Here is a 23,836-nt window from a genome sequence, read left to right as displayed (position 1 = left end):
GCCTGACCGTGCTGCACAAGCGCAATCCCCAACTCAACAAGAACGGCGAACTGATCCACCTGCTGTCGGTGGAGGGCCTGCCGCGCGACATCGTCACGCACATCCTCGACACCGCCGCCAACTTCGTGAGCGTGAACGATCGCGAAGTGAAGAAAGTGCCCCTGCTGCGCGGCAAAAGCGTGTTCAACCTGTTTTTTGAAAACAGCACGCGTACCCGCACCACGTTCGAGATCGCAGCCAAGCGCCTGTCGGCGGACGTGATCAACCTGGACATTGCCCGCAGCTCGGCCAGCAAGGGCGAATCGCTGCTGGACACCATTGCCAACCTGAGCGCCATGGCTGCCGACCTGTTCGTGGTTCGGCACAGCGAATCGGGGGCGCCTTACCTGATTGCGCAGCACGTGGCACCCCATGTGCACGTGATCAACGCGGGCGATGGCCGCCATGCCCACCCCACGCAGGGGCTGCTGGACATGTACACCATCCGCCACTACAAGAAGGACTTCAGCAACCTCACCGTCGCCATCGTGGGCGACGTGCTGCACTCGCGCGTGGCGCGCTCGGACATCCACGCCCTCACCACCCTCGGCGCGGCTGAAGTGCGCGTGGTGGGCCCCCGCACCCTGGTGCCCGGCGACATGGCCCAGATGGGCGTGCGCGTGTGCCACACGCTGGAAGAAGGCATCAAGGATGCCGACGTGGTCATCATGCTGCGCCTGCAGAACGAGCGCATGAGCGGCGCGCTGCTGCCTTCCAGCCAGGAGTACTTCAAGAGCTTCGGCCTCACGCAAGAGAAGCTGCAACTGGCCAAGCCCGACGCCATCGTCATGCACCCCGGCCCCATCAACCGCGGCGTGGAGATCGACTCCGCCGTGGTCGATGGCAAGCAGAGCGTGATCCTGCCGCAGGTCACCTTTGGCATTGCCGTGCGCATGGCCGTGATGTCCATCGTGGCGGGAAATGAAGCTTAACCCCCTGAGCCGCTGCGCGTCTTCCCCCAAGGGGGACGCCCCCAGTGGCCCGGCAAAGCCGGTTCCACGGGGGCGCTGGCGTGGGGCTGCTGCGGCGCTGGCGTCAGAGGCGGTACGAAGAGTTGTGTTTGCTATGTATTTTGTAGCTGCTTGCGCTTATTCATCAAGCGCTAGTGGCCTGTTTGGCTTGAAATCATGAAAATACTCATCAAGAACGGCCGTGTGATCGACCCCCACAGCGGGCTGGACCAGGTGGGCGATGTGGCCCTGGCTGCAGGGCGCATCGTGGGCTTGCTGCGCACTCCGGCAGACTTTGCGCCCACCCGCACTATGGATGCAGCCGGTTGCATCGTGCTGCCCGGCCTGGTGGACTTGGCAGCGCGCCTGCGCGAGCCCGGCCATGAGCACGAAGGCATGCTCGAATCCGAAATGGCCGCTGCCGTGGCAGGCGGGGTGACCAGCCTGGTATGCCCCCCCGATACCGACCCGGTTCTGGACGAACCTGGGCTGGTGGAAATGCTCAAGTTCCGCGCCGAAAAGCTGTACCAGTCGCGCCTCTTCCCCTTGGGCGCGCTCACACGCAGTCTGGCAGGCGAAGTGCTGACCGAAATGGCCGAGCTGACCGAATCCGGCTGCGTGGGCTTTGGGCAGGCCGAGGTGCCGCTGGCCAGCACCCAGGTGCTGCAACGTGCGCTGCAGTACGCCGCCACCTTCGGCTACACCGTGTGGTTGCGCCCGCAGGAGATGCATCTGGGCAAGGGCGTGGCGGCCAGCGGCCCCCTGGCCACGCGCCTGGGCCTTTCTGGCGTGCCCGTGGCCGCAGAGACCATTGCCCTGCACACCATTTTTGAACTGCTCAAGACCACCGGCGCGCGTGTGCACCTGTGCCGTATCAGCAGCGCTGCAGGTGTGCAGCTGGTGCGCCAGGCCAAGGCAGAAGGCCTCAAAGTCACGGCCGACGTGAGCATCAACTCGTTGCACCTCACGGATGTGGACATTGGCTTCTTCGACAGCCGCGCTCGCCTGTCGCCCCCGCTGCGTCAGCAGCGTGACCGCGATGCCTTGAGTGCTGCGCTGGCAGACGGCACCATCGACGCGCTCGTGTCGGACCACAACCCCGTGGACGAAGACGCCAAGACCCTGCCCTTTGCCGAGGCTGAACCGGGAGCTACCGGGCTGGAGCTTCTGCTGTCCCTGGCGCTCAAGTGGTCGCAAGACCAGGGCGTGCCACTGGCGCGCGCGCTGGCCGTGGTCACGGCAGAACCTGCGCGTGTCCTGGGTTCCGCCCTGGGCACCTTGCAGGCCAGCGTTGGGCAACTGGTGGAAGGCGGCGTGGCCGACCTGTGCGTGTTCGACCCGCAGGCCGCATGGACGGTCGATGCACCGGCCCTGCGCAGCCAAGGCAAGCACACACCGTTTTCTGGCTACGAGTTGCCTGGCAGCGTGCGTGCCACGCTGGTGGGCGGCCAACTGGCCTTTGAGCGTGAGCGGGGCTGATCGCTGCGTGTTACCCATCGTGTCTCGCCCGATCGTCGCCGTCAGCGCCATCCCGCAATGAAAGTCCTGCGAGCCGTCTGGCGCATGCTGCGCCTGCTGGGCCATGTGCTGCACGGTCTGTGGGTGGTCACGGTGCGGTTTCCCCGTCTGTCGCAAGAGCAGCAATACATCAGGGTTCAAGTCTGGTCACAGCAGCTGTTGGCCTGTGCCGGCATCTCCCTGCGGGTGCAGGGCCAGCCCCCCGTGGGCGGGCCCATCATGCTGGTGGCCAATCACATCTCGTGGCTGGATATTCCGGTCATGCACGCGGCACGCCACTGCTGCTTCATCTCCAAGTCGGACGTGCAGGGCTGGCCGCTGATCGGCACCCTGGCCACGGCGGGCGGCACGCTCTACATTGAGCGCAGCTCGCGCCGCGACGCCATGCGCATGGTGCGCACCATGCAAGAGGCGCTGGAACGCCACGAGGTGCTCGCGGTTTTTCCTGAAGGCACCACGGGCGATGGGCGCACCATGCTGCCTTTTCATGCCAACCTGTTGCAGGCTGCGGTGCTGGCCAATGCACCTGTGCAGCCTGTAGGGCTCCGTTTCGTGGATCGGGCCACCGGTGCCACCAGCTTCGCTCCCAGCTATATCGGCGACGAGACCTTGCTCGGCTCCATCTGGCGCACGCTCAGCGCCCCGGCCATTGAGGCGGTGGTGACCTATGGCGAACCCGAAACCCCGCAGGGCCGCGATCGCCGCGAGTGGGCGGTCCATCTGCAGGCTTTGGTCGATACGCTGCGGCTGAAGGGCTGAAGGGCTGAAGAATCCTGCGTCCGCGTGCGTGACTGCAGGCGCGAGGCAGACGAGCGATGCCAGGTTGCGTCATCGCATCCGCATTTCGCGCACTTTTGCACGGTTTGGCTGCCTGCGCGAAGACTCTGGTGCGCATCAGGCCGTCAACGGCCGCTATCGTGCGCGCTTGCGGGTTGCCAGTGTGTATTCGGCCACCGGTGCGCCTTTCATGGCCGCCGTGTTGTGCTGGTGGGTGACCCTGCGTTCTCCACGACCCAGAGGTTCCTCTCCATGCAAGCCCTCATCCAGCGCGTTCAGCGCATCCTTTTGCAGCCCGTGCCCACCTGGGCCGAAATCGACAATGAGCGCACCGATGTGCTCTCGCTCTTCAAAAGCTATGTCATGCCTTTGGCGCTGATTCCTGCGCTGTGCGGTTTTATAGGCATGTCGTTGATCGGCATCAGCCTGCTGGGCGTGACGGTGCGCATTCCGCTGGTCAGCGGCCTGGTGCAGATGGTGGTGTCGTACGCGCTCAGCCTGGCGGGTGTCTTTGTGCTGGGACTGGTGATTGATGCGCTGGCTCCCATGTTTGGCGGGCAGAAGAACCCTATCCAGGCCTTCAAGGTCGCTGCGTATTCGTGCACAGCGGCTTTCGTGGGCGGTGTCTTTGGTCTGATCCCGGCTTTGTCCGTGCTGGGTCTGTTGGCCGCGCTGTACTCGTTTTACCTTCTGTACACGGGGCTGCCGGTGCTCATGCAAAGCGGGCGTGACAAGTCGCTGGCCTATACCGCGGTGGTGGTCGTTGTGGCGCTGGTGTTGGGGTTGGTCATGGCGGGTGTCAGTTCGCTGTTCACACGTTCGCAAATGCCTGCCTTGGGCCACAGTGGCGGCGGCAGCATCACCGTCAATGGTCCCAAGGGCAAGGTGACTGTGGACATGGCCGGACTGGAGGCTGCGGGCAAAAAGATGGAAGAAGCTGCACGCCAGATGGAGAAGGCCAACAACAGCGAGGCCCTGCCCGTGCAGGCGCTCAAGGCTGCCTTGCCGCAACAGCTTGGAGGCATGCCTCGCACTGCAGTGCAGACGCAGGACGGCGCCGCTTTGGGCCTGCCCTCCAGCCATGCCAGCGCCACTTACACACTGGAAGACCGGCAGGTGAAGCTGGACATCACCGACGCCGGAGCCCTGGGCCAGATGGCCGCGCTGGCCGCGGGCATGGGCACTTCCGAAAAGGAGGACGAAGTGCGTGTGGAGAAGACATGGCAAGAGGGCGGCCGCACCCGGCACCAGCGCTACTACAAGGATGGCAGCCAGGCCGAGATGGAAGTGGTGCTGAAAAACGGTGTGGTGATCCGAGCCAACGCCAACCAGATGAATGTGCAGGCCCTGCAGACTTTGTTGTCGCAGGTGAGTTGGACAAGTCTGGAAGCCATGGAGCGCAAGCCCAAATCTTGAAGGTTTGCAAGCTCGCGCCGACCCTCAGGAGTGAGAGATCAGCCTCCTCCCTGGGCGGAGTCAATGCTGAGGCAGCGCGGGCAACGCATGGCGTGGGGAGGTCGGTACCCCCTCGGCCTGAGGCAACACAAACTGGCTGATCAACTGCGTGAGGTCATGCGCCTGCAGCCGCAGCCCTTCAGACGCCGCTGCAGATTCCTCCACCAGTGCTGAGTTCTGCTGCGTCATCTCATCCAGCTTTGCCACCGCCGTGTTGATGTCATGAATGTCGCGGGTTTGCGAATGGGTGGCGGCGCTGATGTCGCTGATCATGCTGGCCACGTTGCGGATGGATTCCACGATCTGGCCCATGGTCTGGCCCGCACCGTTGACCAGGGTGGTTCCCGCTTCCACGCTCTGCACGGACGTGGTGATCAGCCCCTTGATTTCGCGGGCGGCCTCTCCGGCGCGCGTGGCCAGTTGCCTCACTTCCGCCGCCACCACGGCAAAGCCCCGGCCTGCCTCTCCGGCACGCGCCGCTTCTACAGCCGCGTTCAGGGCCAGGATATTGGTCTGGAAGGCAATGGTGTCGATGACACCCGTGACCTCTTCCACCTTGCGCGATGAGCGCTGGATGCCTTGCATCGTCTCGATGATCTGGGCCATGGCCGCTCCGCCCTCGGCCGCCACGGCAGAGGCCTGGCTGGCCATGTGCTCGGCGCGGGCTGCCGTCTCTGTGGATTGCTGCAGGCGCTGGGTGACCTGCTCCAGCGCGGCGGCTGTCTGCTGCAGGCTGGAGGCCGTCCCTTCAGTGCGTTCCGACAAATCGGCATTGCCCTGGGCCATCTCATGGGCGGCCAGGCGCACGCTGTGGGCCGAGTGGCGCACCTGGGTCACCAGCGTGCGCAGGGCTTCCTGCATGGTGTTCAGGGCCAGCAGCAACTGGCCCGCTTCGTCGCGCTGGTGGCCCGCAATGTCCTGGCGCAAGTCCAGACTGGACACGCGCTGTGCCGTGGCACTGGCCAGCACGATGGGGCGGGAAATGCTGCGCATCAGCCACCAGGTCAACACGCTGCCCAGCAGCAGGGCAGCCGTGCAAAACAGGGCCAGTGCCAGCTGTGCGTTGTGGCTGCGCTGCGCAATCTGTGCCCCTGCAGCGTCAATCGCATCGCGCTGCGACTGGGCCAATTGCTGCAAAGCCCCGAGGAGGGCGGCGGCGCTGGGCTCAAAGCGTTCAGAAAACACCTTGCGGATGCGCTCGGTCAGGCCAAAGTCGCGGGCGGTGACGAGTTCTTTGACGGCGGCCTGAAAGTCCTGGGCCCGGGTGCGGGTCTTGTCCAGCAGGGCTTGCTCTTCGGGCGTCTGCAGGCGGCTTGCCAACTGGCCGAGCAGCGCGGTGTAGGCGGCCTGGGTGCGGTCAATGTCAGCCGTCAGAATCTCGCCCACTTCGGGCTCTGAACTGAGGGCCATGGCCTTGTAGCGCTCGGTGTTGATGGCCTGCAGGCGGTAGGCATCGGCCACCAGACGCTCGGTGGCCACGTTGTTTTCAATGGCCTGACGCGTGGCGGCGTCTACCGCGCGCAGTGACCAGATGCCGATGGCCGAGCCCGCAAGAGTGAGCAACAGCACAGTAATGAACGTGGCCAGCAGGCGGCGGCCCAGGATGTTGGTGGTACGTGGACGGGTGTCAACAAAAGCGGTCATGGCAGGTGCTTTCGCTCCCCTTGAGGCGCATCGCTCTGCCGCTGGTGGCAGCAGGCTGGGCGCCAGCACTGTGGTGTGCAGACAGGGGGCTCAACGGGCAACATCGCCCAGAGGTATTGGGCCTGCCATTTGTGACAATTTGTTTTCTTTTGGCTGAGTCAATCCCGTTGGCATTGCAATGGGATCGGTCGGCTCAAGACCGGGCGAAATCGACTGCGGCCAGTGGCGCTGGGCGCCGCGGTGGCCTGCCTTTTAGAAGAACCTTGGCCGAGCCTTCAGGAATAGGTTTGATCAGCGCAGATCCATCGCTTTGGAAGCGATAGTAGAAATAGATACCGTGGGTGTTTTTCAGAATGCGTATGCACTGGTATTGCAAGACAAAGTGCGCGTCAAACGTGAACGACTCCTGGACACACAGCACTTGCGCTTGTGTTCTCATGAGTTCGTAGTCAGGGACACTGCAAGACACTGACAAGGCTCGAAAGTGCCTTGAGCCTTGTTTGCGCAGCTTTCTTTTTGCAGCCCTGCAAAACAACCGCGCATATAGGGGACCGCCTGCTGCATGCAGCATGTGCACGACGATCCAAAAAAGAAGTTCTGTCATCCTGGTTAAGACCTTGGGTGTCGCAAGAGGCTCGGCCAAAGTCTACACGCAGCTATTCAGCGCTTGCTTCAAGATCAGTCCGTTGCAAATTCGGAGCCTGGCGTCTGGTGCTCGCCGTCTTACTCACGTGCAAAGGTCACCACATGGTCGACCTGCGCGCGGATGCCGATGCGCTCGCCCACGGCGTGGTCATGGTGGCTGGGCACATGGGCCATCACCTGCAGGCCGCTGTCCAGCTCCAGCGTGTACAGAAACTCGGATCCGCGAAACGCTTTGCGCACGATGCGGGCCTGCACGGGGGCCTGGTCGTCGTGCACGATGTCGTCGGCCCTGAGCAGCACATCGCATTCGCCGCCGGGGTAGCTGCCAGGCAGGGGACATTCGGCCAGGTCAGTCAACTCGCCCAATGGGGTTTGTGCCACCACGTTGCTGCCCCGTTGCACCAGCGTGGCGGGGGCAAACACACCGTGGCCGATGAAGTCGGCCACAAAACGTGTGGCGGGGCGGTGGTACAGGGTGTAGGCATCGTCCCACTGGTGCAGATGGCCGTCGTGCATCACGCCAATCACATCGCCAATCGCAAACGCCTCGAACTGGTCGTGCGTGACGAACAGGGCCGTGGCCCCTGCCGCCTTGAGAATGCCGCGCACCTCATGGGCCAGGCGTTCCCGCAGGTCCACGTCCAGGTTGGAAAAGGGCTCGTCCAGCAGCATGAGCTGGGGGCGTGGTGCCAGCGCACGCGCCAGGGCCACACGCTGCTGCTGGCCGCCAGAAAGCTCGTGCGGGTAGCGGTGCTCGCTGCCCGCCAGGCCCACCAGTTCCAGCACTTCTGCCACGCGCGCTGCCTGCTCCGCGCGGGGCAGCTGGTGGATGCCAAAGGCCACGTTGCGACCGACCGAAAGATGCGGGAACAGCGCGTAGTCCTGGAACACCATGCCAATGCGCCGCTGCTCAGGCGGAACGCTGCGCTGGGCGCTGCTGACCACGTTCTTGGTCAGGCGGATCTCTCCGCCAGATACGGGCTCCAGCCCGGCCACAGCCCGCAGCAGCGTGGTTTTGCCGCAGCCCGAGGGGCCAATCAGCACGCCAATATCGCCTGCATGCAAACCCAGCGAAACGCCTTGCACGGCGGCTTGTGCGCGGCCGGGGTAGCGCACTTCAAGTTGGGAGACCTCTAGGAACATCCCGCCATTCTAGGTGGCAGGGCGTGAATGCTTAAAATTCGCATTTGCATCCAATGCCTTGCGGCAAGGGCTAGGACCTGCCGTGGCGCAGCCTATTCACCCCCCTTCTGAACGAGTGCCCGTCTTGCGCCGCCATCCTTTTGCCTTCCGTTCCCTGGCTTTGATTGTGCTGGCAGGTGTTCTGGCCCTGCCGGTGCTGGCCGTGCTGGCCTCCTGGCTACCGTTTGGCCAGACCGATGCGCAGGCCGGGAGCATCTTGCGTGAGATGGCGGCCACTGTGCTGCCGCGCTACACAGGCACCACGCTGTGGCTGAGCGTGCTGGTGGCATTGGGGGCCGCGGCTGTGGGCACCGGGGCGGCGGCGGCGGTCACGCTGTTTGATTTCCCGGGGCGGCGCACGTTTGAATGGCTGTTGCTGCTGCCCCTGGCCATGCCTGCCTATGTCACGGCCTATGCGTACACAGACTTCCTTCAGTTCAGCGGCCCGCTGCAGGTGGGCTTGCGCAACACCTTTGGCCTGGAAGGCCGACTGCTGCCCGAAGTGCGCAGCCTGGGCGGTGCCGTGTGGGTGTTCATCTTTTCCCTCTACCCCTACGTGTATTTGCTGGCCCGCACCGCACTGGGGGAGCGGGCTGCGCAGCTGATGGAAGCCGCCCGCCTGTTGGGTGCCCCGCTGCCGCGCCGCATTCGCACCGTGGCGCTGCCACTGGCGCGCCCCGCAGTGGCTGCCGGTGTGGCGCTGGTGCTGATGGAGACCTTGGCTGACTTTGGTGTGTCGAGCTATTTCGGTATCCAGACCTTTACCACCGGCATCTACAAGGCCTGGCTGTCCATGGACAACCGGCTGGCTGCCGCGCAACTGGCCACCATGTTGCTGGTGGTGGTGCTGGCCTTGCTGCACCTGGAGCACCGGGCCCAAAAGCGCATGCGGTTTGCGGCGGGCGGGGTGGGGCGCGCGGGTTCGTCTGAGGCGCAACCCCTGGTGTTGCGTGGTGCACCCCGCTGGGTGGCCTGGCTGCTGTGCGCTGTGCCTGTGGTCATGGGTTTTGTGGCCCCGGTGGCTTTCATGCTGCGCCCGCTGGCGGCCGACTGGTCGGTGTTGCCCTGGGACCGGTTTGTGGAGTGGGCTGGCAACAGCGTGCGGCTCGGGGGCATCACGGCTGCCATTGCAGTGGCCCTGGCGCTGGTGCTGGCGTTTGCCGTGCGCCGCAACCCTGATCGCATCACCCGGGGGGTGGTGCAACTGGCCAGCGTGGGCTACGCGGTGCCTGGAGCCGTGATTGTGGTGGGCCTGCTGCTGCCTGTGGGCTGGCTGCAGGCGGCTATGCCGCAGTGGGGTGTGGGTGCCCTGGTCACGGCCACGGTGGTGGGCATCGTGTGGGCCTACCTGGTGCGCTTCTGCGCGGTGGCCTTGCAGTCCATGCAAAGCGGATATGCCCGCATCCCCCTCAGCCTGGACGACTCCGCCCGCATGCTGGGCACCGGCAGCGCCGGTTTGCTGGCCCGCGTGCATTGGCCTTTGCTGCGCCGTTCCACCGCGGCGGCAGCGCTGCTGGTGTTTGTGGATGTGATGAAGGAGCTGCCCGCCACCATGGTGCTGCGCCCCTTCAACAGCGACACCCTGGCCGTGGTGGCCTACCAGCTCGCACGTGATGAGCGGCTGGGCGAAGCGGCCTTGCCCTCGCTGGCGCTGGTGGCGGTGGGGTTGGTGCCGGTGATCTTGCTGAGCCGCACATTGCGCAGCAAAGGCTGATTTTCGGGATGCGGGGCGTCTACCTACGCCGCACAAGGTTCCAACAAAAAAAGTCGCCTGAAGGCGACTTTTTTGATTCATTCCCGTCTGTGTGGAAACGCTCTCACTCGCTCCAGTCAGAGTGCTTTTCGCACAGCTTGTTGGTTTCCTTGCCCTTGCGGGTTTCCGCAAACTTCACCAGGTTGCCCTTGAAGTCATCGGGTGTTTCATTCCACATGCAGGTGCACCAAGCCTGTGCCTTGGTTTGACCTTTGACAGGGCTTGGCTCATTGCCGCCCTCGTACAAACGGTCAGCGTATGTCAGGCACTGGGCATATTGCTTGTCTCCTGCGGGTGGGCGGTTGTAGCCACCCTGGGCGATGGCAACGCCCGCTGCCAGGGTCATGAGCACGGCGGCTGTGAAAGTGGTGATTTTTTTCATCGTGTTTTTCTCTGATGGATGAAGCCTGGGGCTTTGGACTGTGGGGCAGACGCCCTGGCACCGGGGTGCACGGACGAGCCGGTTGCAGTGTAACCATTAGAAACACTTTTGGTAAGCAGAAAACTCCCAGGGCTTCGCCGTGGCAGGCTCCAGGTACGCACCTTGAGCTTTAGTCTGCGCCAGCCTACTACCACGCCGGTCAGGCTCAGGGCCGCGCCACCCAGGGACAGCAAGATCATCACGGCGTCCCACAGGGGGCGGCGTTCCAGCAGAGGCAGCCAATCCCAACTGTGCAGCATGCCAAACAGCCAGCGGCTGGTGCGTCGGTGGCTGTCTGTGCGGCCCAGCACGGCACCCGTGTGGGGGTCAATGTGCACCCAGGTGGCATGCGCATCGGCAAACACCACACGCAGCACGGGCAGGGGCTTGTCAGTGCCGCCAGTCATGGTGTGGGCGGCGCGGTCGTAGTAGTGCAGGTCGTAATCCGTCAGGGTGACGGTGCGCTGCACCGGTGCATCCAGCAGGCGTGCGGCGGCAGTGGACAGGGTTTCGGGCGTGAGCAGGTGGCGCTGTGCCGTGGCGGCATGCAGCACGGTAGGCGCTCCCGTGGGGGTCCAGGCTTGCACTAGGGGGTAGCCTGCCGTGCGCGCCCAGCGCAGCTCACGGGTGTTGGGTGAGGCGCTGGCTAGCAGGGCCTGCACCGAAGCCATCGGGTTGCTCGCCATGGGGGTGATCTGCAGCGGCCCGCCATGCATGGCTGCAGTGCGCAAGGCGGGGGCGCCGCTGTCAAACATCTTCCAGGGGTTCATGGACATGAGGCCGCTGAAGATCCAGGTGATGGTGACCAGCGCAAACAGCAGACCCACTGTATGGTGCCAGCGCAGCATGGCCCCGGGGTAGGGCGAGCGGGCGCCGCTTTTGTAGCTTGGCCCCGCAAAGCGCCAGCGTAGCACGCCAACCACCGTACCCGACAGCGCCAGTACCGTGCCTGCGATGGACAGCCAGTTCACGATGTCGGCCCAGTAGGTGTTGAAGGCGTTGCCGCGCAGGGGGTAGAGCCAATGGATCCAAGCACCCACGTAGTTCCACAGCCGCTCGGTGCGCGGTGCATCGCGCACCACTTCGCCCGTGGTGCCCGAAACGTAGAGCCAAGTGTCTGCCTGATCGGCCAAGGTCAGCACATGCAGGGGGCGGTGTATGTCCAGCGCCCGAGAATGGGTAAACGCGTCTTCGTCAACCCGTCCCAAATAGCGTGGCGCGACCCCCTCAGCGCTGGCAGCAGAAAAAGCGTGGGCCGAAGCCATGGCGTACTCGGCCGTCACCTTACGCAGCGCAGCGCCGGTGTTGGCGTCGATGACCAACGGGGCTGCGTTGCGAAGGCGTTTGCCAGGTATGCCCTCGTCGGGCGCAGCAGGCGTAGCAAGGTACACGGCACGCCCGCCGCTGGCCACCGTCAGGCGCAGCTCTTGCAGTGGGCCTGACACGCCAGCCGCTTGCAGGGCCTGCGCGGGCTCCAGCGCTATGGGGACATCCCGCAGGGGGCGCAGGTGCTCCAGACGCTCGGTGTGCGTGAGCTTGGGGTAGCCCACATACATCATCACCAAGCCGGAGATGAACCACATGGCGAAGAAGCTGCACAACAGCACCCCCAGCCAGCGATGAGCCAGATAGAGCCAGCGTTTGGCGTGCCGCATGGTGACCCCTTGTCCTTAAAACGCGGTGTGCAGTGCCACGTCCAGCGTGCGTGGCGCGCCCAGGTAGACCTGGTCCCGTGTCTCTTCTGCGTAGGTGCGGTCAGTGGCGTTGCGCACGCGGGTGGTGAGGGTGGTGGTGTGATTGATCTTCCACGCCAGACCCAGGTCCAGCAGCGTGTAGGAGGGCCAGAACTTGGTGTTGGCGGCGTTGCCATACACCTTGCCTACATGGCGCAGCCCCGCGCTGGCAATCACTGTGGGGGTGATGGCATACGACGCCCACAGATTGGCCACTTGCTGTGGAACCAGCTGCGGCACGTTGCCCGCGCGCGATACCCCGCCCTGTACAAAGTTCTCATACCGCGCGCGGATCAGCGACAGGTTGCCCTGCAGTTGCCATTGCGGAGTGGGGCGAATGCCTGCTGCCAGTTCGATGCCTTTGGACGACTGCTCGCCCACCAGCACCGTGAGGTTCGGGTTGGATGGGTCTTGCGATGCGATGTTCTTGCGGCGGATGTCAAACACCGCCACCGTGGCGCTGCCCTTGCCACCCCAGAAGTCGAACTTGCTGCCCACCTCGATCTGACGACCCGTGGTCAGTTCGCTGTTGTTGCGCACATCGGCAAACGAAGCCGACGCCAGCGAGCCCGACGGTGGATCCGCGGCGTTGGAGGCTTGCGCATACAGGTTGGCGCCGGGAGCAATGTCCCACACCGCCGCCAGACGGCCCGTGGTGGGGCTGTAGCTGCGGCTGAAAGTGGCGGGCGCAGTGGCTGTGATGGCGCGGCGGTTCACCAGGTCCAGTGCAATGCGTTCATGCCGCAGTGCGGTGACCAAATTGACCCCCGACGCAACCACCGTGCGGTTTTCCAGATACAGCGCGGTGTTGGTGATCTTGTTGTCTTTGTCAGGGGTCAGGGCTGGCGACATGCCAGGAATGTCGAAGAAGTTCTCGGTGGTGAAGTTGTACGGATTGACTGTGCTCACGGTGACCGAGGGGCCGAACGGAAAACGCGTCTGCTTGTTCACGCTTACGTCCATGCCAAAAGCCCAGTCGCTTTTCTTGCCTGCCAGCTGGCTTTGGTACGTGCCTTCCAGTCGGTCACCCACCAGCGTCTGGTCGTGCCGCTGCAGGTAAGGCGAGGTGCGGGTGACGGCGGTGTTGGCGGCGTTGAAGGTGTAGATCTCGACGTTGCGGTAGTCGCGCAGCGCGTCGTACACATAGAACGTGTTCTTGAACTGCAGCGCATCGGACATGCGCCAATGCGCGACAGAGCGCAGCCACTGCACGCGATGCTCATACATGCCGTCAGCGCTGTTGTAGTTTTGAAAACGCGTTCCTGGGTCTATGGCCAGAGCGCCCACAGCGGGGTTCAGCACCGGTGTGCCCCAGTAGGGGCGATCCACATGGTCCTTCTGGTACTCGTAGGCCAGCGTGTGGGTGAGGCCACCGCCCAGGTCGGACAGAAGGGAGGTCGCCAGTTGTGTGGCCTGGGTTTGGGTGCCGTGAGTCCAGCTGCCTGCGTCGCGGTGGTTGATGTCGATGCGCGCATAGTGTGCGGGGCTCGCGCCTTGCTCGCCGCCAGCAATGCGGCGGTTCAGCCCTACGGACACCTCTTTGAGTCCGTACGAGCCCAGGCGCAACTGTCCTTCGGCAAAGTCGCTGCGCTCGGCCGACTTGGTGATGTAGTTGATGGAGCCGCCCACGCCGCCCGAGCCGTACAGGAAGCTGGAGGCGCCGCCGATGGCCTCCACGCGGTCGTAGATCCAGCTATCGACCGCACGGGTGGCGCTGCCGTACTGCGGGTTGATGCCGTTGTAGAGCTGAGCCACCGAGTTGGCCGTGAAGCCCCGGTAGTGCGCGGCCATAGAGCCGGGCGCGTTGTGCGCCACTACGCCAGGGATGGCCCGCAGGATCTCTTGCGTGTTCTGCGCGCCGCGTGCATCGATGGTGGATCGGTCCACTACGGTGACAGATGCTGGGTTTTCACGCGCTGTCAGGCCCAGGCGGCTGCCGGTGTCTACGGGGATGTCCAGGCTGAGCTTGCCGTTGGAGGAGGTGGCGGGTTCCACCACCTCCACCGTCTTCAGCATGGGGGCATCAGGAGTTTGTGCTTGGGCTGGCACTGCGGCCAACGCGCAGGTGGCGAGCACCCCCAGGCAAAGAGGTGAAAGGGGCAGGCACGGGAAAGCCGCAGCGCGGCGCGAAGTAAGGGAAGGCATGAAGAGGCACTCTGAAAACGGCAGTGCAGCCACCAGCGGCGCCCAGAATGGCTACCGGGTTTGTTGTAGGGAGCTGCCGTGCAAACGAACGAAGACCTGCGTACCCCCACGGCAATGCCGTCAGGCGCACGCAGAAAGCGAACGGATCAGAGGAGAGAGGGTGGGCCGCGCGCTGGCAGCGGCGCCGCTGTGGCTGCGGCGATGCGCGCTGCGGGCACCGGTTGCACCGCGTGGGCCAGCGGGCTGGTGGGCAGTGGGGGTTGGGCGGGGGACGGTGGCGGGGCCCCGTTGGCCTGCGCACACAAAGGGCAGTCCATGCCTGTCGCGCCCATCTCGACCGCTCCGTCGTCGGTTTGCACCAGCCACTTGATGGCGCCCGAGCCCGAGCAAACGACCTCTAGCGACTGTGGGTGCACCAGTGGCGATGCCACGGACACTCCGATGGAGCCGACAAACCACGCCAGCACCCACAGGCGCACAAGGCGCCAGATGGATAAGGTGCGTGGCATGGACATGATGGGGATTATGCCGGGCGATGGGTGCGCCATCTTGCGCTGGCGCAGCGATGTGGCGGGTTGCGGTGCCTATCGGGCGAGTTCTTCGCGCACGGCGGCCACTTGCCTGCGCGACACGGAGAGCACCTCGGTGGAACCTTGCAGGCGCACAGCCCAGCCTTCTCCCTCTTCGGGGTCGTAGTGCTTCTCCAGGGCCCGCAGCGCGCGTCGCGCTACCAGGGCATTGCGGTGGATACGCAAGAACCGCTCGCCGTAGCGGGATTCCAGATCACTCAGTGAGCCATCCATGATGAAGCTGCGGGTGGCTGTGCGCACAGTGACGTACTTTTGCTCTGCCTTGAAGTACAGCACCTCCGCCAGAGCAACCCGCTCGGTACGGCCCCGGTCCTGGATCAGCAGGGTCTCGCCTTCGGGCAGCGAGGGAATGGTGGGGGGCACTGCTGGGCGCTGCAGCCGCTGCACCTTGGCCAAGGCCTGTTGCAGCCGCTCGCGCCGCACGGGCTTGGTGAGGTAGTCCACCGCGTCGAGCTCAAAGGCGCTCACCGCATGGTCTGCGTGCGCCGTCACAAACACCACAGCAGGGGGCTGCGGCAGTTGCTGGATGGCATGGGCCAAACACAGCCCATCCTGCCCCGGCATGTGGATGTCCACCAGGGCGACATCAAAGCCCCGGCCTCCGGTGGCACCCAGCAGTTGCATCGCCTCGCCGGTATTGCTGGCCTCTGCCACCGTCGTGCGCAGAGTGTCGGCACAGTCGGCCAGCAGGGTGCGAAGACGGCTGCGTGCCAGGGGTTCGTCGTCAACGATCAGTATGTTCATGGCGCGGGTGGGGGTGGGGTGGCGGTTTCTGTGGCAACCGCTGGGGGGGGCACTGCCGCTTTGCGGCGTTCTACGTTGCGAGTTGGTGCGGCTCTGCCAGCCGACTGAGCAGCCTTTTGGGCTTTCTGGGCTTTGCGGACCTGACTGTCCACCGGCAGCGTGATGCGTACCTGGTACAGACCATCGCGCACACCGGCCGTGAATTCTCCCTGCACATCGTGCAGCAAGGCCAGACGAGCACGCACGTTGGCCAGCGCAATGCCATGGCCGCGCGGGGCTCCGTCGTTTTTGATGTGGGAGGGCGGCAATGTGTTGGTAATGCGCACCACCACGCGGCTGCCGCGCAGCTCGGTCAGCACCCGCAGCTTGCCGCCGCGCGGGCTGGGCTCCACGCCGTGCTTGACGGCGTTCTCCACCAGCGGCTGCAGCAACAGCGGTGGCAGGCGTGCCGCGTCGGTGCGGGGGTCCAGGCTCCACTGCACCTGCAGGCGGTGGCCAAAGCGCACCTCTTCAATCGCCAGGTAGCGCTGAGCCAGCGTGATTTCTTCTGCCAGCGTGACCGATTCACCTTGCTCGATGAGTGCGTGCCTGAACAGATCGCTCAGGTCTTCCAGCAGCGACTCTGCCTTGGCGGGCTCGGCGCGCACCAGCGCAATGGCGCTGTTGAGGGTGTTGAACAGAAAGTGCGGGCGGATACGCGATTGCAGTTCCGTGAGCCGCGCCGTCGTGGCAGCAGGGGTGCGGCCCCGGGCCCTCAGCACCAGTGCGGTGACCAGCATGGCCGATAGCAGCGCCCCACTGGCTGCGCTGGCCAGCCAGGGTGGGGAGGGGGGCGCCACCCCTGCCAGCTTGAGCATCGCGCAAGCGTAGGCACCGGCCAGCGCGCCCAAGGCCACACCTGCCGCATATTGCTGTGCGGTGCTCAGGCGCTGCAGAAAGCGCTTGAGGCTGCAGGCCGTGCCCAGCCATGCCAGGGTGGCGGGCAGCGCGCCGCCCGTGAGCAGGGCCACATTGGCCAGCCACTCGTACGCGCTGGAGACCCCAAACATGACACCCACCGCGACCACGGTCTCCACAAATAGCACCGCACGCAGTACCACACCCAGCTGGCATGCATCGAACACCAAGGCGCGGCCCGTGGGCGTTGCAGAGCCTCTGGGCACCTGCGCGCGAGGGGCTTGCCGGGGGGCTTGTCCGGACTCCGGGGGCAGCGTCGATAAAATTTGGGTGTTTTGCATTGCGGCATCCGGACGGTCCGGGTGTCTGAACCATCCAATTATTGCCCTCCCATGTCCTCCAGCCAAGCCAACAGCGCCCCGTCTGCACCGTCCCACAACCAGCTTGACACCAAGGCGCAAGCCTGGTCGGCGCTGTTTTCCGAGCCCATGAGCGACCTGGTCAAGCGCTACACCTCCAGCGTGTTCTTTGACAAGCGCCTGTGGCAGGCCGACATTGCAGGCAGCCTGGCGCACGCCGAGATGCTGGCAGCGCAGGGCATCATCAGCGCTGAAGATCACGCATCCATCCAGCGCGGCATGGCGCAAATCACGCAGGAGATCGAATCCGGCGCGTTCGAGTGGAAGCTCGATCTGGAAGACGTGCACCTGAACATCGAAGCGCGCCTGACCCAGCTGGTAGGCGATGCAGGCAAGCGCCTGCACACCGGCCGCAGCCGCAACGACCAGGTAGCCACCGACGTGCGCCTGTGGCTGCGTGGCGAGATTGACCTGATTGGCGACCTGCTCAAAGAGCTGCAAATCTCCCTGGTGGATGTGGCCGAGCAGAACGTCGAAGTGATCCTGCCCGGCTTTACCCACCTGCAGGTGGCCCAGCCGGTGAGCTTTGCGCACCACATGCTGGCTTATGTAGAGATGTTCAAGCGCGATGCCGAACGCATGGCTGATGTGCGCCGCCGCACCAATGTGCTGCCGCTGGGCAGCGCGGCCCTGGCAGGCACCACCTACCCGCTGGACCGCGAGCGCGTGGCCAAGACGCTGGGCATGGAAGGCGTCTGCCAGAACAGCCTGGATGCCGTGAGCGACCGCGACTTCGCCATCGAGTTCACCTCCGCAGCCAGCCTGTGCATGGTGCATGTGAGCCGCCTGTCCGAAGAACTCATCATCTGGATGAGCCAGAACTTCGGCTTCATCAAGATTGCTGACCGCTTCACCACGGGCTCGTCCATCATGCCGCAGAAGAAGAACCCCGATGTGCCTGAACTGGCGCGTGGCAAGACGGGCCGTGTGGTGGGCCACCTCATGGGCCTGATCACCCTGATGAAGGGCCAGCCCCTGGCCTACAACAAGGACAACCAGGAAGACAAGGAACCGCTGTTCGACACGGTGGACACGCTCAAAGACACGCTGCGCATCTTTGCCGAGATGGTGGGCGGCCAGCTCAACCCTGCCACGGGCAAGAAAGAGGGCGGCATTACTGTCAACGCGCAGGCCATGGAGCAGGCCGCGCTCAAGGGCTACGCCACCGCCACCGACCTGGCCGACTATCTGGTGAAGAAGGGCCTGCCCTTCCGCGATGCGCATGAAACCGTGGCGCACGCAGTGAAGGCGGCTACCTCGCACAACTGCGACCTGTCGGAGCTGCCCCTGAATGTGCTGCAAGGCTTTCACCCGCAGATCGAAAAGGATGTGTATGAGTGCCTGAACCTGCGTGGCTCGCTCAACGCGCGCAACACGCTGGGTGGCACGGCACCCGCCCAGGTGCGTGCCCAGCTGGCGCGCCATCGCGCCCGTTTGGCCTGATCGGTCCTGATCGCCACCACCGCGCTGCCCACCGCCCCGTTTTTGCCACATTGCCCATCATTGCTGGAGCCCTCGCATGACAACCTCTTTCTTCTCACGCCGTGGCCTGGTGCTGCGGGCTTTGCGCACCACGGCTGTGGTGGGCGCGGCTTTGACGATGGGCTTGGCCATGGCCCAGTCTGCCAAGCCGGTGCGTATCCTGGTGGGTTTCCCTCCGGGCGGGGGCACTGATGCGATTGCACGTCTGCTGTCTGAAAAGCTCAAGGACGAACTGGGCATGCCCGTGGTGGTGGACAACCGCCCTGGCGCCGGGGGCCAGATTGCTGCTCAGGCGCTCAAGGCCGCTCCTGCCGATGGTCACACGCTGTTCCTGTCGCATGACCACACCATCTCCATCCTGCCCCAGGTGGTGAAGAACCCGGGGTACGACCCGGTGCATGACTTTGTCTCCGTGGGGGGCTTTGCCACCTTCGTCAACGCCTTTGCGGTGTCAGGTGGCACGCCTGCCAAGAGCTTTGGCGACTACGTGGCATGGGTCAAGTCGCAAGGCAAGGGCAAGGGTGCTGTGGGCATTCCCGCCCCGGCATCTACGCCCGAGTTCCTGGTCAAGCTGGTGGCCGAGAAGTATCAGATCGACCTCGTTTCAGCCCCTTACCGCGGCAGTGCTCCCATGATGGCGGACATGCTGGGCAACCAGATTGCTGCCGGCGTGGCCTCGGTGCAGGATTTCATCGAGAACCACAAGGCGGGCAAAGTGCATGTGGTGGCGGTGCTGGGCACCAAGCGCCAGGCCGCCATGCCGGATGTGCCTACGTTTGATGAACTGGGCCTCAAGGGTTTTGAGGACCTGCCTTACTACGGCATCTACGCCCCAGTGGGCACGCCCCAGAAGTTTGTTGTTGATTTCTCTAACGCCCTGGCCAAGGTGGTGGCCATGCCCGATGTGCACAGCCAGCTCACCACCATGGGGCTCACCGTGGGTTACATGACACCCCAACAGCTCACCAACCGCCAAAACGCCTACACCCAGGCGTGGACTCGCATCATCAAGAACAGCGGGTTTGTCGCGCAGTGAGTGCCTGCTGCGATCAGGGATGCCCCTGCGGAGCGCATTGACCCCACCCTGACTTGTTTTCCCCTTTCGGCCCACTGCCCATCGCAGTGGGCTTTTTTGTGCGCGTTTTTTGTTGGCGACATGCGGGTATTCGTGCTGGAATGCGTTCAGAACCTGTTCACAGTCTTTTGGGAGATTGCATTGGAGTGCAATCGGGATGAGTGGATGCTTCGGGTGCGCCGCATGGGCTGGTGCCCATGCAAGCAGCCGGGGCGTCCAATCGCCCGATTTCACTCCAACCCTTCGGGCAAGTGGCTTGCCGGGCGGTCTGCGTTGTTGCAGCGCTTGCCAATAGCACGACGGGCTATTGGCAAGCGCTGCGCCTAGCAGCCCATCCCCTAGCCGGGCGCCCGGCAAGACACTTGTGCAACTCCAAAAAGACTGTGAACAGGTTCTTAGTACACGTTCAGTTCACATGCCCTCGCACCGTCTGCCCGCCAACTGGATACAGCACCGCCTTCTACCGCTGTGCGCAGGCCTGTGCAGTGCAGCGCTGGCCGCTGCGCTGGCGTGGCTGGTGATGGATATCTCCCACACCAAAGCACAAACCGAGATTGCTGCTCAGGCGCAAGCGCAGTTGCTACAGATCAGGGACCGGCTGGATCGCCAGTTGCAAAGCACCCTGTCGGTGCCTGAAACCGTGGCGGCGTTCATTGCCGCCCAGGGCGGGATGGCACCGGAACTGTTTGCAACGGTCGTGGGGCGCTTGCTGGAGCACCAGCGCAATATCCGCAACCTGGCCCTGGCCCCAGACAACGTGATCAGCGATGTCTACCCGCGCCTGGGCAATGAGCGGGCGCTGGGCCTGCGCTACATGGACAACCCCCAGCAGCGCGGTGCCGTAGAGCGGGCCATCCAGACGCGGCGGACGGTCGTGGCGGGGCCCATTCCCTTGGTGCAAGGCGGTTTGGGTATCGTGAGCCGCACTCCGGTGTTTCTGGTGGCTGAGTCATCGGCCCGCAAGGCCTCTACAGGGGCGCAGTCCGTCCCGGAGCCTCGGTACTGGGGCATCGTCTCGTTGGCCGTCAACGCAGACACCTTGTTTGCCGACGCCGGGCTGACCACCGAGCAGATGGGATTCCAGATTGCCGCCCGCGGGCTCGATGCCATGGGTGACAAGGGGGCGGTCTTTCTGGGCTCCCCCCAGGTGTTTGAGCACAACCCCGTCACGCTGGATGTGCCCTTGCCGGGCGGCGGCAGCTGGACCTTGGGTGCCGTACCTGCAGGTGGGTGGAGCGCTGCTGGCCGGGCTCCCGCGTTGGTCATCATGCTGGCCTACGCCTTTGCGCTGTTGCTGGGGTTGCTCAGTGCCCGGCTGGTGCGTGCCCACCAGCAGGTGCTGGCCCTGGCCAGCCATGACCGGCTGACCGGCCTGCCCAACCGGCGCTTGTTTGACGACCGCCTCTCACAAGCCGTGCTGACGGCGCAGCGTGACCGCCGTGCCGGTGCGCTGCTGCTGATTGACCTGGACGGGTTCAAAGAGATCAACGACAGCCTGGGGCACCGCAGTGGCGACCAGGTGCTGGAACGCGTGGCCCAGCGCCTGGCGGGCCTGGCCCGCGCCAACGACACGGCCGCCCGCCTGGGGGGCGACGAGTTTGCCCTGGTGCTCAACGCGGTGGCTTCTTCGCAAGCTGCCATGGAGGTCGCCGAGAAAGTGCTGCTCGCGCTGGTGGCCCCCATCGGCCTGGACGATGGGCAGTATGTGCTGGCCAGTGCCAGCATTGGCGTGGCCATGTTCCAGGGGGATCCCGACGAGCCGTTGACCTCGCTGATCGACCGGGCAGACCGCGCCCTGTACACCAGCAAGCGCAACGGCAAAGGGGTGGCCTGCCTGGCCGAGCCTTTTGATTCCTCGGGGTCCTTCGCTGCCGCAGCGACATCCCACGCTACTTGACTGTGGCCGGGTGAGAATGGCGGCATGTTCTACGCCATTCCCCTGGAAAACCGCCCCACCTGGCGCAACCCGCCCTGGATGACGGTGCTGCTCATCCTCATCAACATGGCCGTGTTCTGGGGGCCGCAGCGCACCGAGGAAAAGGCCCGCGATGTTGCGGCCACCTACTACGTGGCTAGCGTGTTGCCCTCGCTGGAGGTGCCGCGCTTTGTGGCGTGGCTGGAATCCACAGGAGACAAGCAGCTGCGGCAGGCCTTGCGCCTGCAAAAGGCGGGCAGCTACCGCACGCTGCTGCGCTGGATGGAGCAGGAGGACACCTTTCAGCAGCGCCTGCGTTCCGGGCTGGAGGTGCGCGAGAGCGACCCGCAGTACGCAGCATGGAAGAGCGCACGCACTGAATACGAGGCCAAGCTGCCAGCCCCGTTCACACGCCACTGGGCCATGGACTATGGCAAGGAGGCGGAGTTTCGCCCCATCACCTGGCTCACGGCGACCTTCTTGCATGGCAGCACGGGGCATCTGCTGGGCAACATGCTGTTCCTCTTTCTGTTCGGCTTCTCGGTAGAACTGGCGCTGGGCCGCACCACCTATCTGGCCTTCTACCTGCTGGGCGGGCTGGGCGGCTCGGCCCTGTCGGCCTGGGCGTACGCAGGCATGGGCAGCTACGGCCTGGGTGCCTCGGGCGCAGTGTCGGCGCTCATGGGCATGTATGCGGTCATGTACCGCTTGCGGCGTGTGCGTTTCTTCTACCAGCTCTTTTTCTACTTCAACTACGTCACGGCCCCCGCCTTGCTGCTACTGCCTGCGTGGATTGCCAACGAGCTGCTGCAGCACTGGTTCAGTGGGCGCGGCGTGGCCTACATGGCCCACCTGGGCGGGTTGCTGACCGGGGCCGCGCTCATGGCCCTGGCCATGGCCGTGCGCAGCAAGCCGCTGGAAGTGCCCGCTGCCAGCGATGCCGCAGAGGAAGACGATGGCTTTGACACCCATGTGGCCAACGCCCAGCGCCTGGCCCAGGCCATGAAGTTTGAGCAGGCCCTGGGCCAGTGGCGTGCCGCCGCCCAGCTGCGTCCGCAAGATGCGCAGGTGCTCAGTGCATGGTTCAAGACGGCATCGTTGTGGCCTGAGGGGGAGGACTTTCACCGCGCTGCGCGCCGCATCTTCCGCCTCAAGGCCCACGACCCGGCCACTCTGGATTTCCAGCACACCAGCTACCGCACCTATTTCGAAAAAGCCAAGCCCGGCGCGCGTCTGCAGCCTGATGACATGGCCCGTCTGTCGCGCCGCTTTGCGCGGGCGCAGCAATGGGGCGATGCAGAGAAGTTGTTTCTGGCCTTGCACAAGACAGCGCCGACCCATCCTGAGCTGGGTGAGACGCTGGGCATGTTGGTGGCGGGGTTGTGCCAGGCAGGCAGGCGTGAGCAGGCTGCGGCTTTTGGGGTGCAGTTGCAGCAGTTGGCACCTGCGAGTCCTGCGTTGCGGATGTTGGGCGGGGTTTAGGTTTGGTTTAGGGCTTATGGATCAAGCGCAGGCAGCTATGAAATTGGTAGTGATTGCTTGGATTTTTCTGCCCCTGTCATATCCCCATTCGTTCGGGCTGAGCTTGTCGAAGCCAGGGCTTTTGGGTTGATGGGGTGGCATGCCTTTGCTGAGGGCGGGAGCCGGGGATTGCGCCCGGCGGCGCAGTAACTTTCTTTTGCTTCGCCAAAAGAAAGTCACCAAAGAAAAGGCGACCCCCAGTCTGCGACCCCTTCGCGTTGCGAAGGGGCAGACCTGCGGCGGTCCGGTTGCGGGGTGCGCCGTGGAACTCGCTGTGCTGCTGCGCAGCGCCGCTCGGACAACCCCGGCGAGCTAGAGGACGAGGCATGGGCGCTTCGACGCCCATGCTCACCCCGCAACCGCACCGCCGCAGGCGCAGCCAGCAGGGGGGCGAACAGCCAAACAGCCACTCGGGTCGTCGCTGCGCTCGACCCTGCCAATGCTGCGTCCGGCGCCCAGCGCCCAGCGCGCGGCGCTTGCGCCCGCGAATTCGGGCCGAGCGAAGCAATGGCCCGAGTGGCTGTTTGGCTCCCCATCCCCTCTGTATGCGCCGAGGAGCGCAGCGGGCGGGGTGGCGCGTGTGCCGAAGGACACACGCGCTTCGTGAACTGACTCGCTGCGGCTGTTTGAGCGGAGCGCCGCAGGCGCGCAGCGAGTTCCGCAGCGCACCCCGCCCGCGAGCACCGCAGGTTGCCCCGTAGCGAAGCGCAGGGGACGCAGACAGTGGGGTCGCTTTCTCTTTGGTGACTTTCTCTTGGCGAGACAAGAGAAAGTTACTGCGCCGCCGGGCGCACTCCCCGGCTCCCGTCCCAGGCACAGGCATGCGACAAGATCAGCCAGCAAGCCCCGGCTTCGACAGGCTCAGCCCGAACGGATGGGGTATGACCGGGGCAGAAGAACCCAAGCAATCACTACCAATTTCATAGCTGCC

Annotated in this window: 18 protein-coding genes; 9 read left to right on the top strand and 9 right to left on the bottom strand. The window is 64.6% G+C overall.

Features of this window, described 5'->3' with window-relative positions; all coding sequences use genetic code 11:
* The first annotated feature begins 8 nt into the window (after positions 1–8).
* The 4 genes from AACH87_RS17365 to AACH87_RS17350 all read left to right on the top strand — a co-directional run bounded on the left by AACH87_RS17365 (position 9) and on the right by AACH87_RS17350 (position 4,700).
* A complete protein-coding gene (locus AACH87_RS17365) occupies positions 9–971 on the top strand; it encodes an aspartate carbamoyltransferase catalytic subunit (RefSeq protein ID WP_338795760.1) in 963 nt (320 codons plus the stop codon).
* 195 nt (positions 972–1,166) lie between these two features.
* On the top strand, positions 1,167–2,468 hold the full coding sequence (locus AACH87_RS17360) for a dihydroorotase (RefSeq protein ID WP_338795759.1): 1,302 nt from the start codon (positions 1,167–1,169) through the stop codon (positions 2,466–2,468).
* Between the two features lie 57 nt (positions 2,469–2,525).
* Positions 2,526–3,266 (top strand): lysophospholipid acyltransferase family protein, encoded by a 741-nt coding sequence (locus AACH87_RS17355; protein WP_338795758.1) that lies wholly within the window; start codon positions 2,526–2,528, stop codon positions 3,264–3,266.
* Positions 3,267–3,536: 270 nt separating this feature from the next.
* The gene (locus AACH87_RS17350; protein WP_338795757.1) at positions 3,537–4,700 is read left to right on the top strand and encodes a Yip1 family protein; all 1,164 of its coding nucleotides are present in this window, start codon (positions 3,537–3,539) and stop codon (positions 4,698–4,700) included.
* Positions 4,701–4,760: 60 nt separating this feature from the next.
* On the opposite strand, the gene AACH87_RS17345 is transcribed toward AACH87_RS17350, so the two are convergent.
* The 3 genes from AACH87_RS17345 to AACH87_RS17335 all read right to left on the bottom strand — a co-directional run bounded on the left by AACH87_RS17345 (position 4,761) and on the right by AACH87_RS17335 (position 8,171).
* Positions 4,761–6,383 carry a methyl-accepting chemotaxis protein gene (locus tag AACH87_RS17345; RefSeq protein WP_338795756.1) on the bottom strand — a complete coding sequence of 541 codons (1,623 nt, stop codon included), beginning with the start codon at positions 6,381–6,383 and terminating at the stop codon, positions 4,761–4,763.
* Between the two features lie 193 nt (positions 6,384–6,576).
* A complete protein-coding gene (locus AACH87_RS17340; RefSeq protein ID WP_338795755.1) occupies positions 6,577–6,987 on the bottom strand; it encodes a hypothetical protein in 411 nt (136 codons plus the stop codon).
* Between the two features lie 119 nt (positions 6,988–7,106).
* Entirely contained in the window at positions 7,107–8,171 is a 1,065-nt protein-coding gene (locus AACH87_RS17335) for an ABC transporter ATP-binding protein (protein WP_338795753.1), read from the bottom strand.
* A gap of 124 nt (positions 8,172–8,295) precedes the next feature.
* On the opposite strand from AACH87_RS17335, the gene AACH87_RS17330 reads away from it, so the two are divergent.
* Positions 8,296–9,924 carry an iron ABC transporter permease gene (locus tag AACH87_RS17330; RefSeq protein ID WP_338795752.1) on the top strand — a complete coding sequence of 543 codons (1,629 nt, stop codon included), beginning with the start codon at positions 8,296–8,298 and terminating at the stop codon, positions 9,922–9,924.
* 103 nt (positions 9,925–10,027) lie between these two features.
* Here the strand turns inward: AACH87_RS17330 and AACH87_RS17325 are convergent, their stop codons facing one another.
* From AACH87_RS17325 to AACH87_RS17300, 6 genes are all read right to left on the bottom strand, one after another.
* Complete coding sequence (locus tag AACH87_RS17325) at positions 10,028–10,345, bottom strand: hypothetical protein (protein WP_338795751.1); 318 nt, start codon at positions 10,343–10,345, stop codon at positions 10,028–10,030.
* Positions 10,342–12,039, bottom strand: coding sequence for a PepSY domain-containing protein (locus AACH87_RS17320; RefSeq protein ID WP_338795750.1), 1,698 nt, complete (start codon positions 12,037–12,039; stop codon positions 10,342–10,344). Before AACH87_RS17320 ends, AACH87_RS17325 begins: the two co-directional genes overlap by 4 nt.
* A 15-nt stretch (positions 12,040–12,054) precedes the next feature.
* The gene (locus AACH87_RS17315) at positions 12,055–14,133 is read right to left on the bottom strand and encodes a TonB-dependent receptor (RefSeq protein ID WP_338799006.1); all 2,079 of its coding nucleotides are present in this window, start codon (positions 14,131–14,133) and stop codon (positions 12,055–12,057) included.
* A 275-nt stretch (positions 14,134–14,408) separates the two neighbouring features.
* Positions 14,409–14,777, bottom strand: a complete 369-nt coding sequence (locus tag AACH87_RS17310) for a DUF2946 family protein (RefSeq protein WP_338795749.1) — start codon at positions 14,775–14,777, stop codon at positions 14,409–14,411.
* Positions 14,778–14,846: 69 nt separating this feature from the next.
* Positions 14,847–15,596 carry a LytTR family DNA-binding domain-containing protein gene (locus AACH87_RS17305; protein ID WP_338795748.1) on the bottom strand — a complete coding sequence of 250 codons (750 nt, stop codon included), beginning with the start codon at positions 15,594–15,596 and terminating at the stop codon, positions 14,847–14,849.
* The gene (locus AACH87_RS17300; RefSeq protein WP_338795747.1) at positions 15,593–16,834 is read right to left on the bottom strand and encodes a histidine kinase; all 1,242 of its coding nucleotides are present in this window, start codon (positions 16,832–16,834) and stop codon (positions 15,593–15,595) included. Before AACH87_RS17300 ends, AACH87_RS17305 begins: the two co-directional genes overlap by 4 nt.
* 51 nt (positions 16,835–16,885) lie before the next feature.
* Here AACH87_RS17300 and argH point away from each other — a divergent pair, with 51 nt between their 5' ends.
* From argH to AACH87_RS17280, 4 genes are all read left to right on the top strand, one after another.
* Complete coding sequence (gene argH, locus AACH87_RS17295) at positions 16,886–18,355, top strand: argininosuccinate lyase (RefSeq protein ID WP_338795746.1); 1,470 nt, start codon at positions 16,886–16,888, stop codon at positions 18,353–18,355.
* 76 nt (positions 18,356–18,431) lie between these two features.
* On the top strand, positions 18,432–19,430 hold the full coding sequence (locus AACH87_RS17290) for a Bug family tripartite tricarboxylate transporter substrate binding protein (protein ID WP_338795745.1): 999 nt from the start codon (positions 18,432–18,434) through the stop codon (positions 19,428–19,430).
* 454 nt (positions 19,431–19,884) lie between these two features.
* Positions 19,885–21,366, top strand: a complete 1,482-nt coding sequence (locus AACH87_RS17285; RefSeq protein ID WP_338795743.1) for a diguanylate cyclase — start codon at positions 19,885–19,887, stop codon at positions 21,364–21,366.
* Positions 21,367–21,390: 24 nt separating this feature from the next.
* Positions 21,391–22,866 carry a rhomboid family intramembrane serine protease gene (locus tag AACH87_RS17280; protein ID WP_338795742.1) on the top strand — a complete coding sequence of 492 codons (1,476 nt, stop codon included), beginning with the start codon at positions 21,391–21,393 and terminating at the stop codon, positions 22,864–22,866.
* The last annotated feature ends 970 nt before the right edge of the window (positions 22,867–23,836 follow it).

The sequence above is a fragment of the Acidovorax sp. DW039 genome, from assembly GCF_037101375.1.
Taxonomy (GTDB): domain Bacteria; phylum Pseudomonadota; class Gammaproteobacteria; order Burkholderiales; family Burkholderiaceae_C; genus Acidovorax.
The sequence above is the reverse complement of the archived record's forward strand: the minus strand, read 5'-3'. Positions and strand labels throughout refer to the sequence as shown.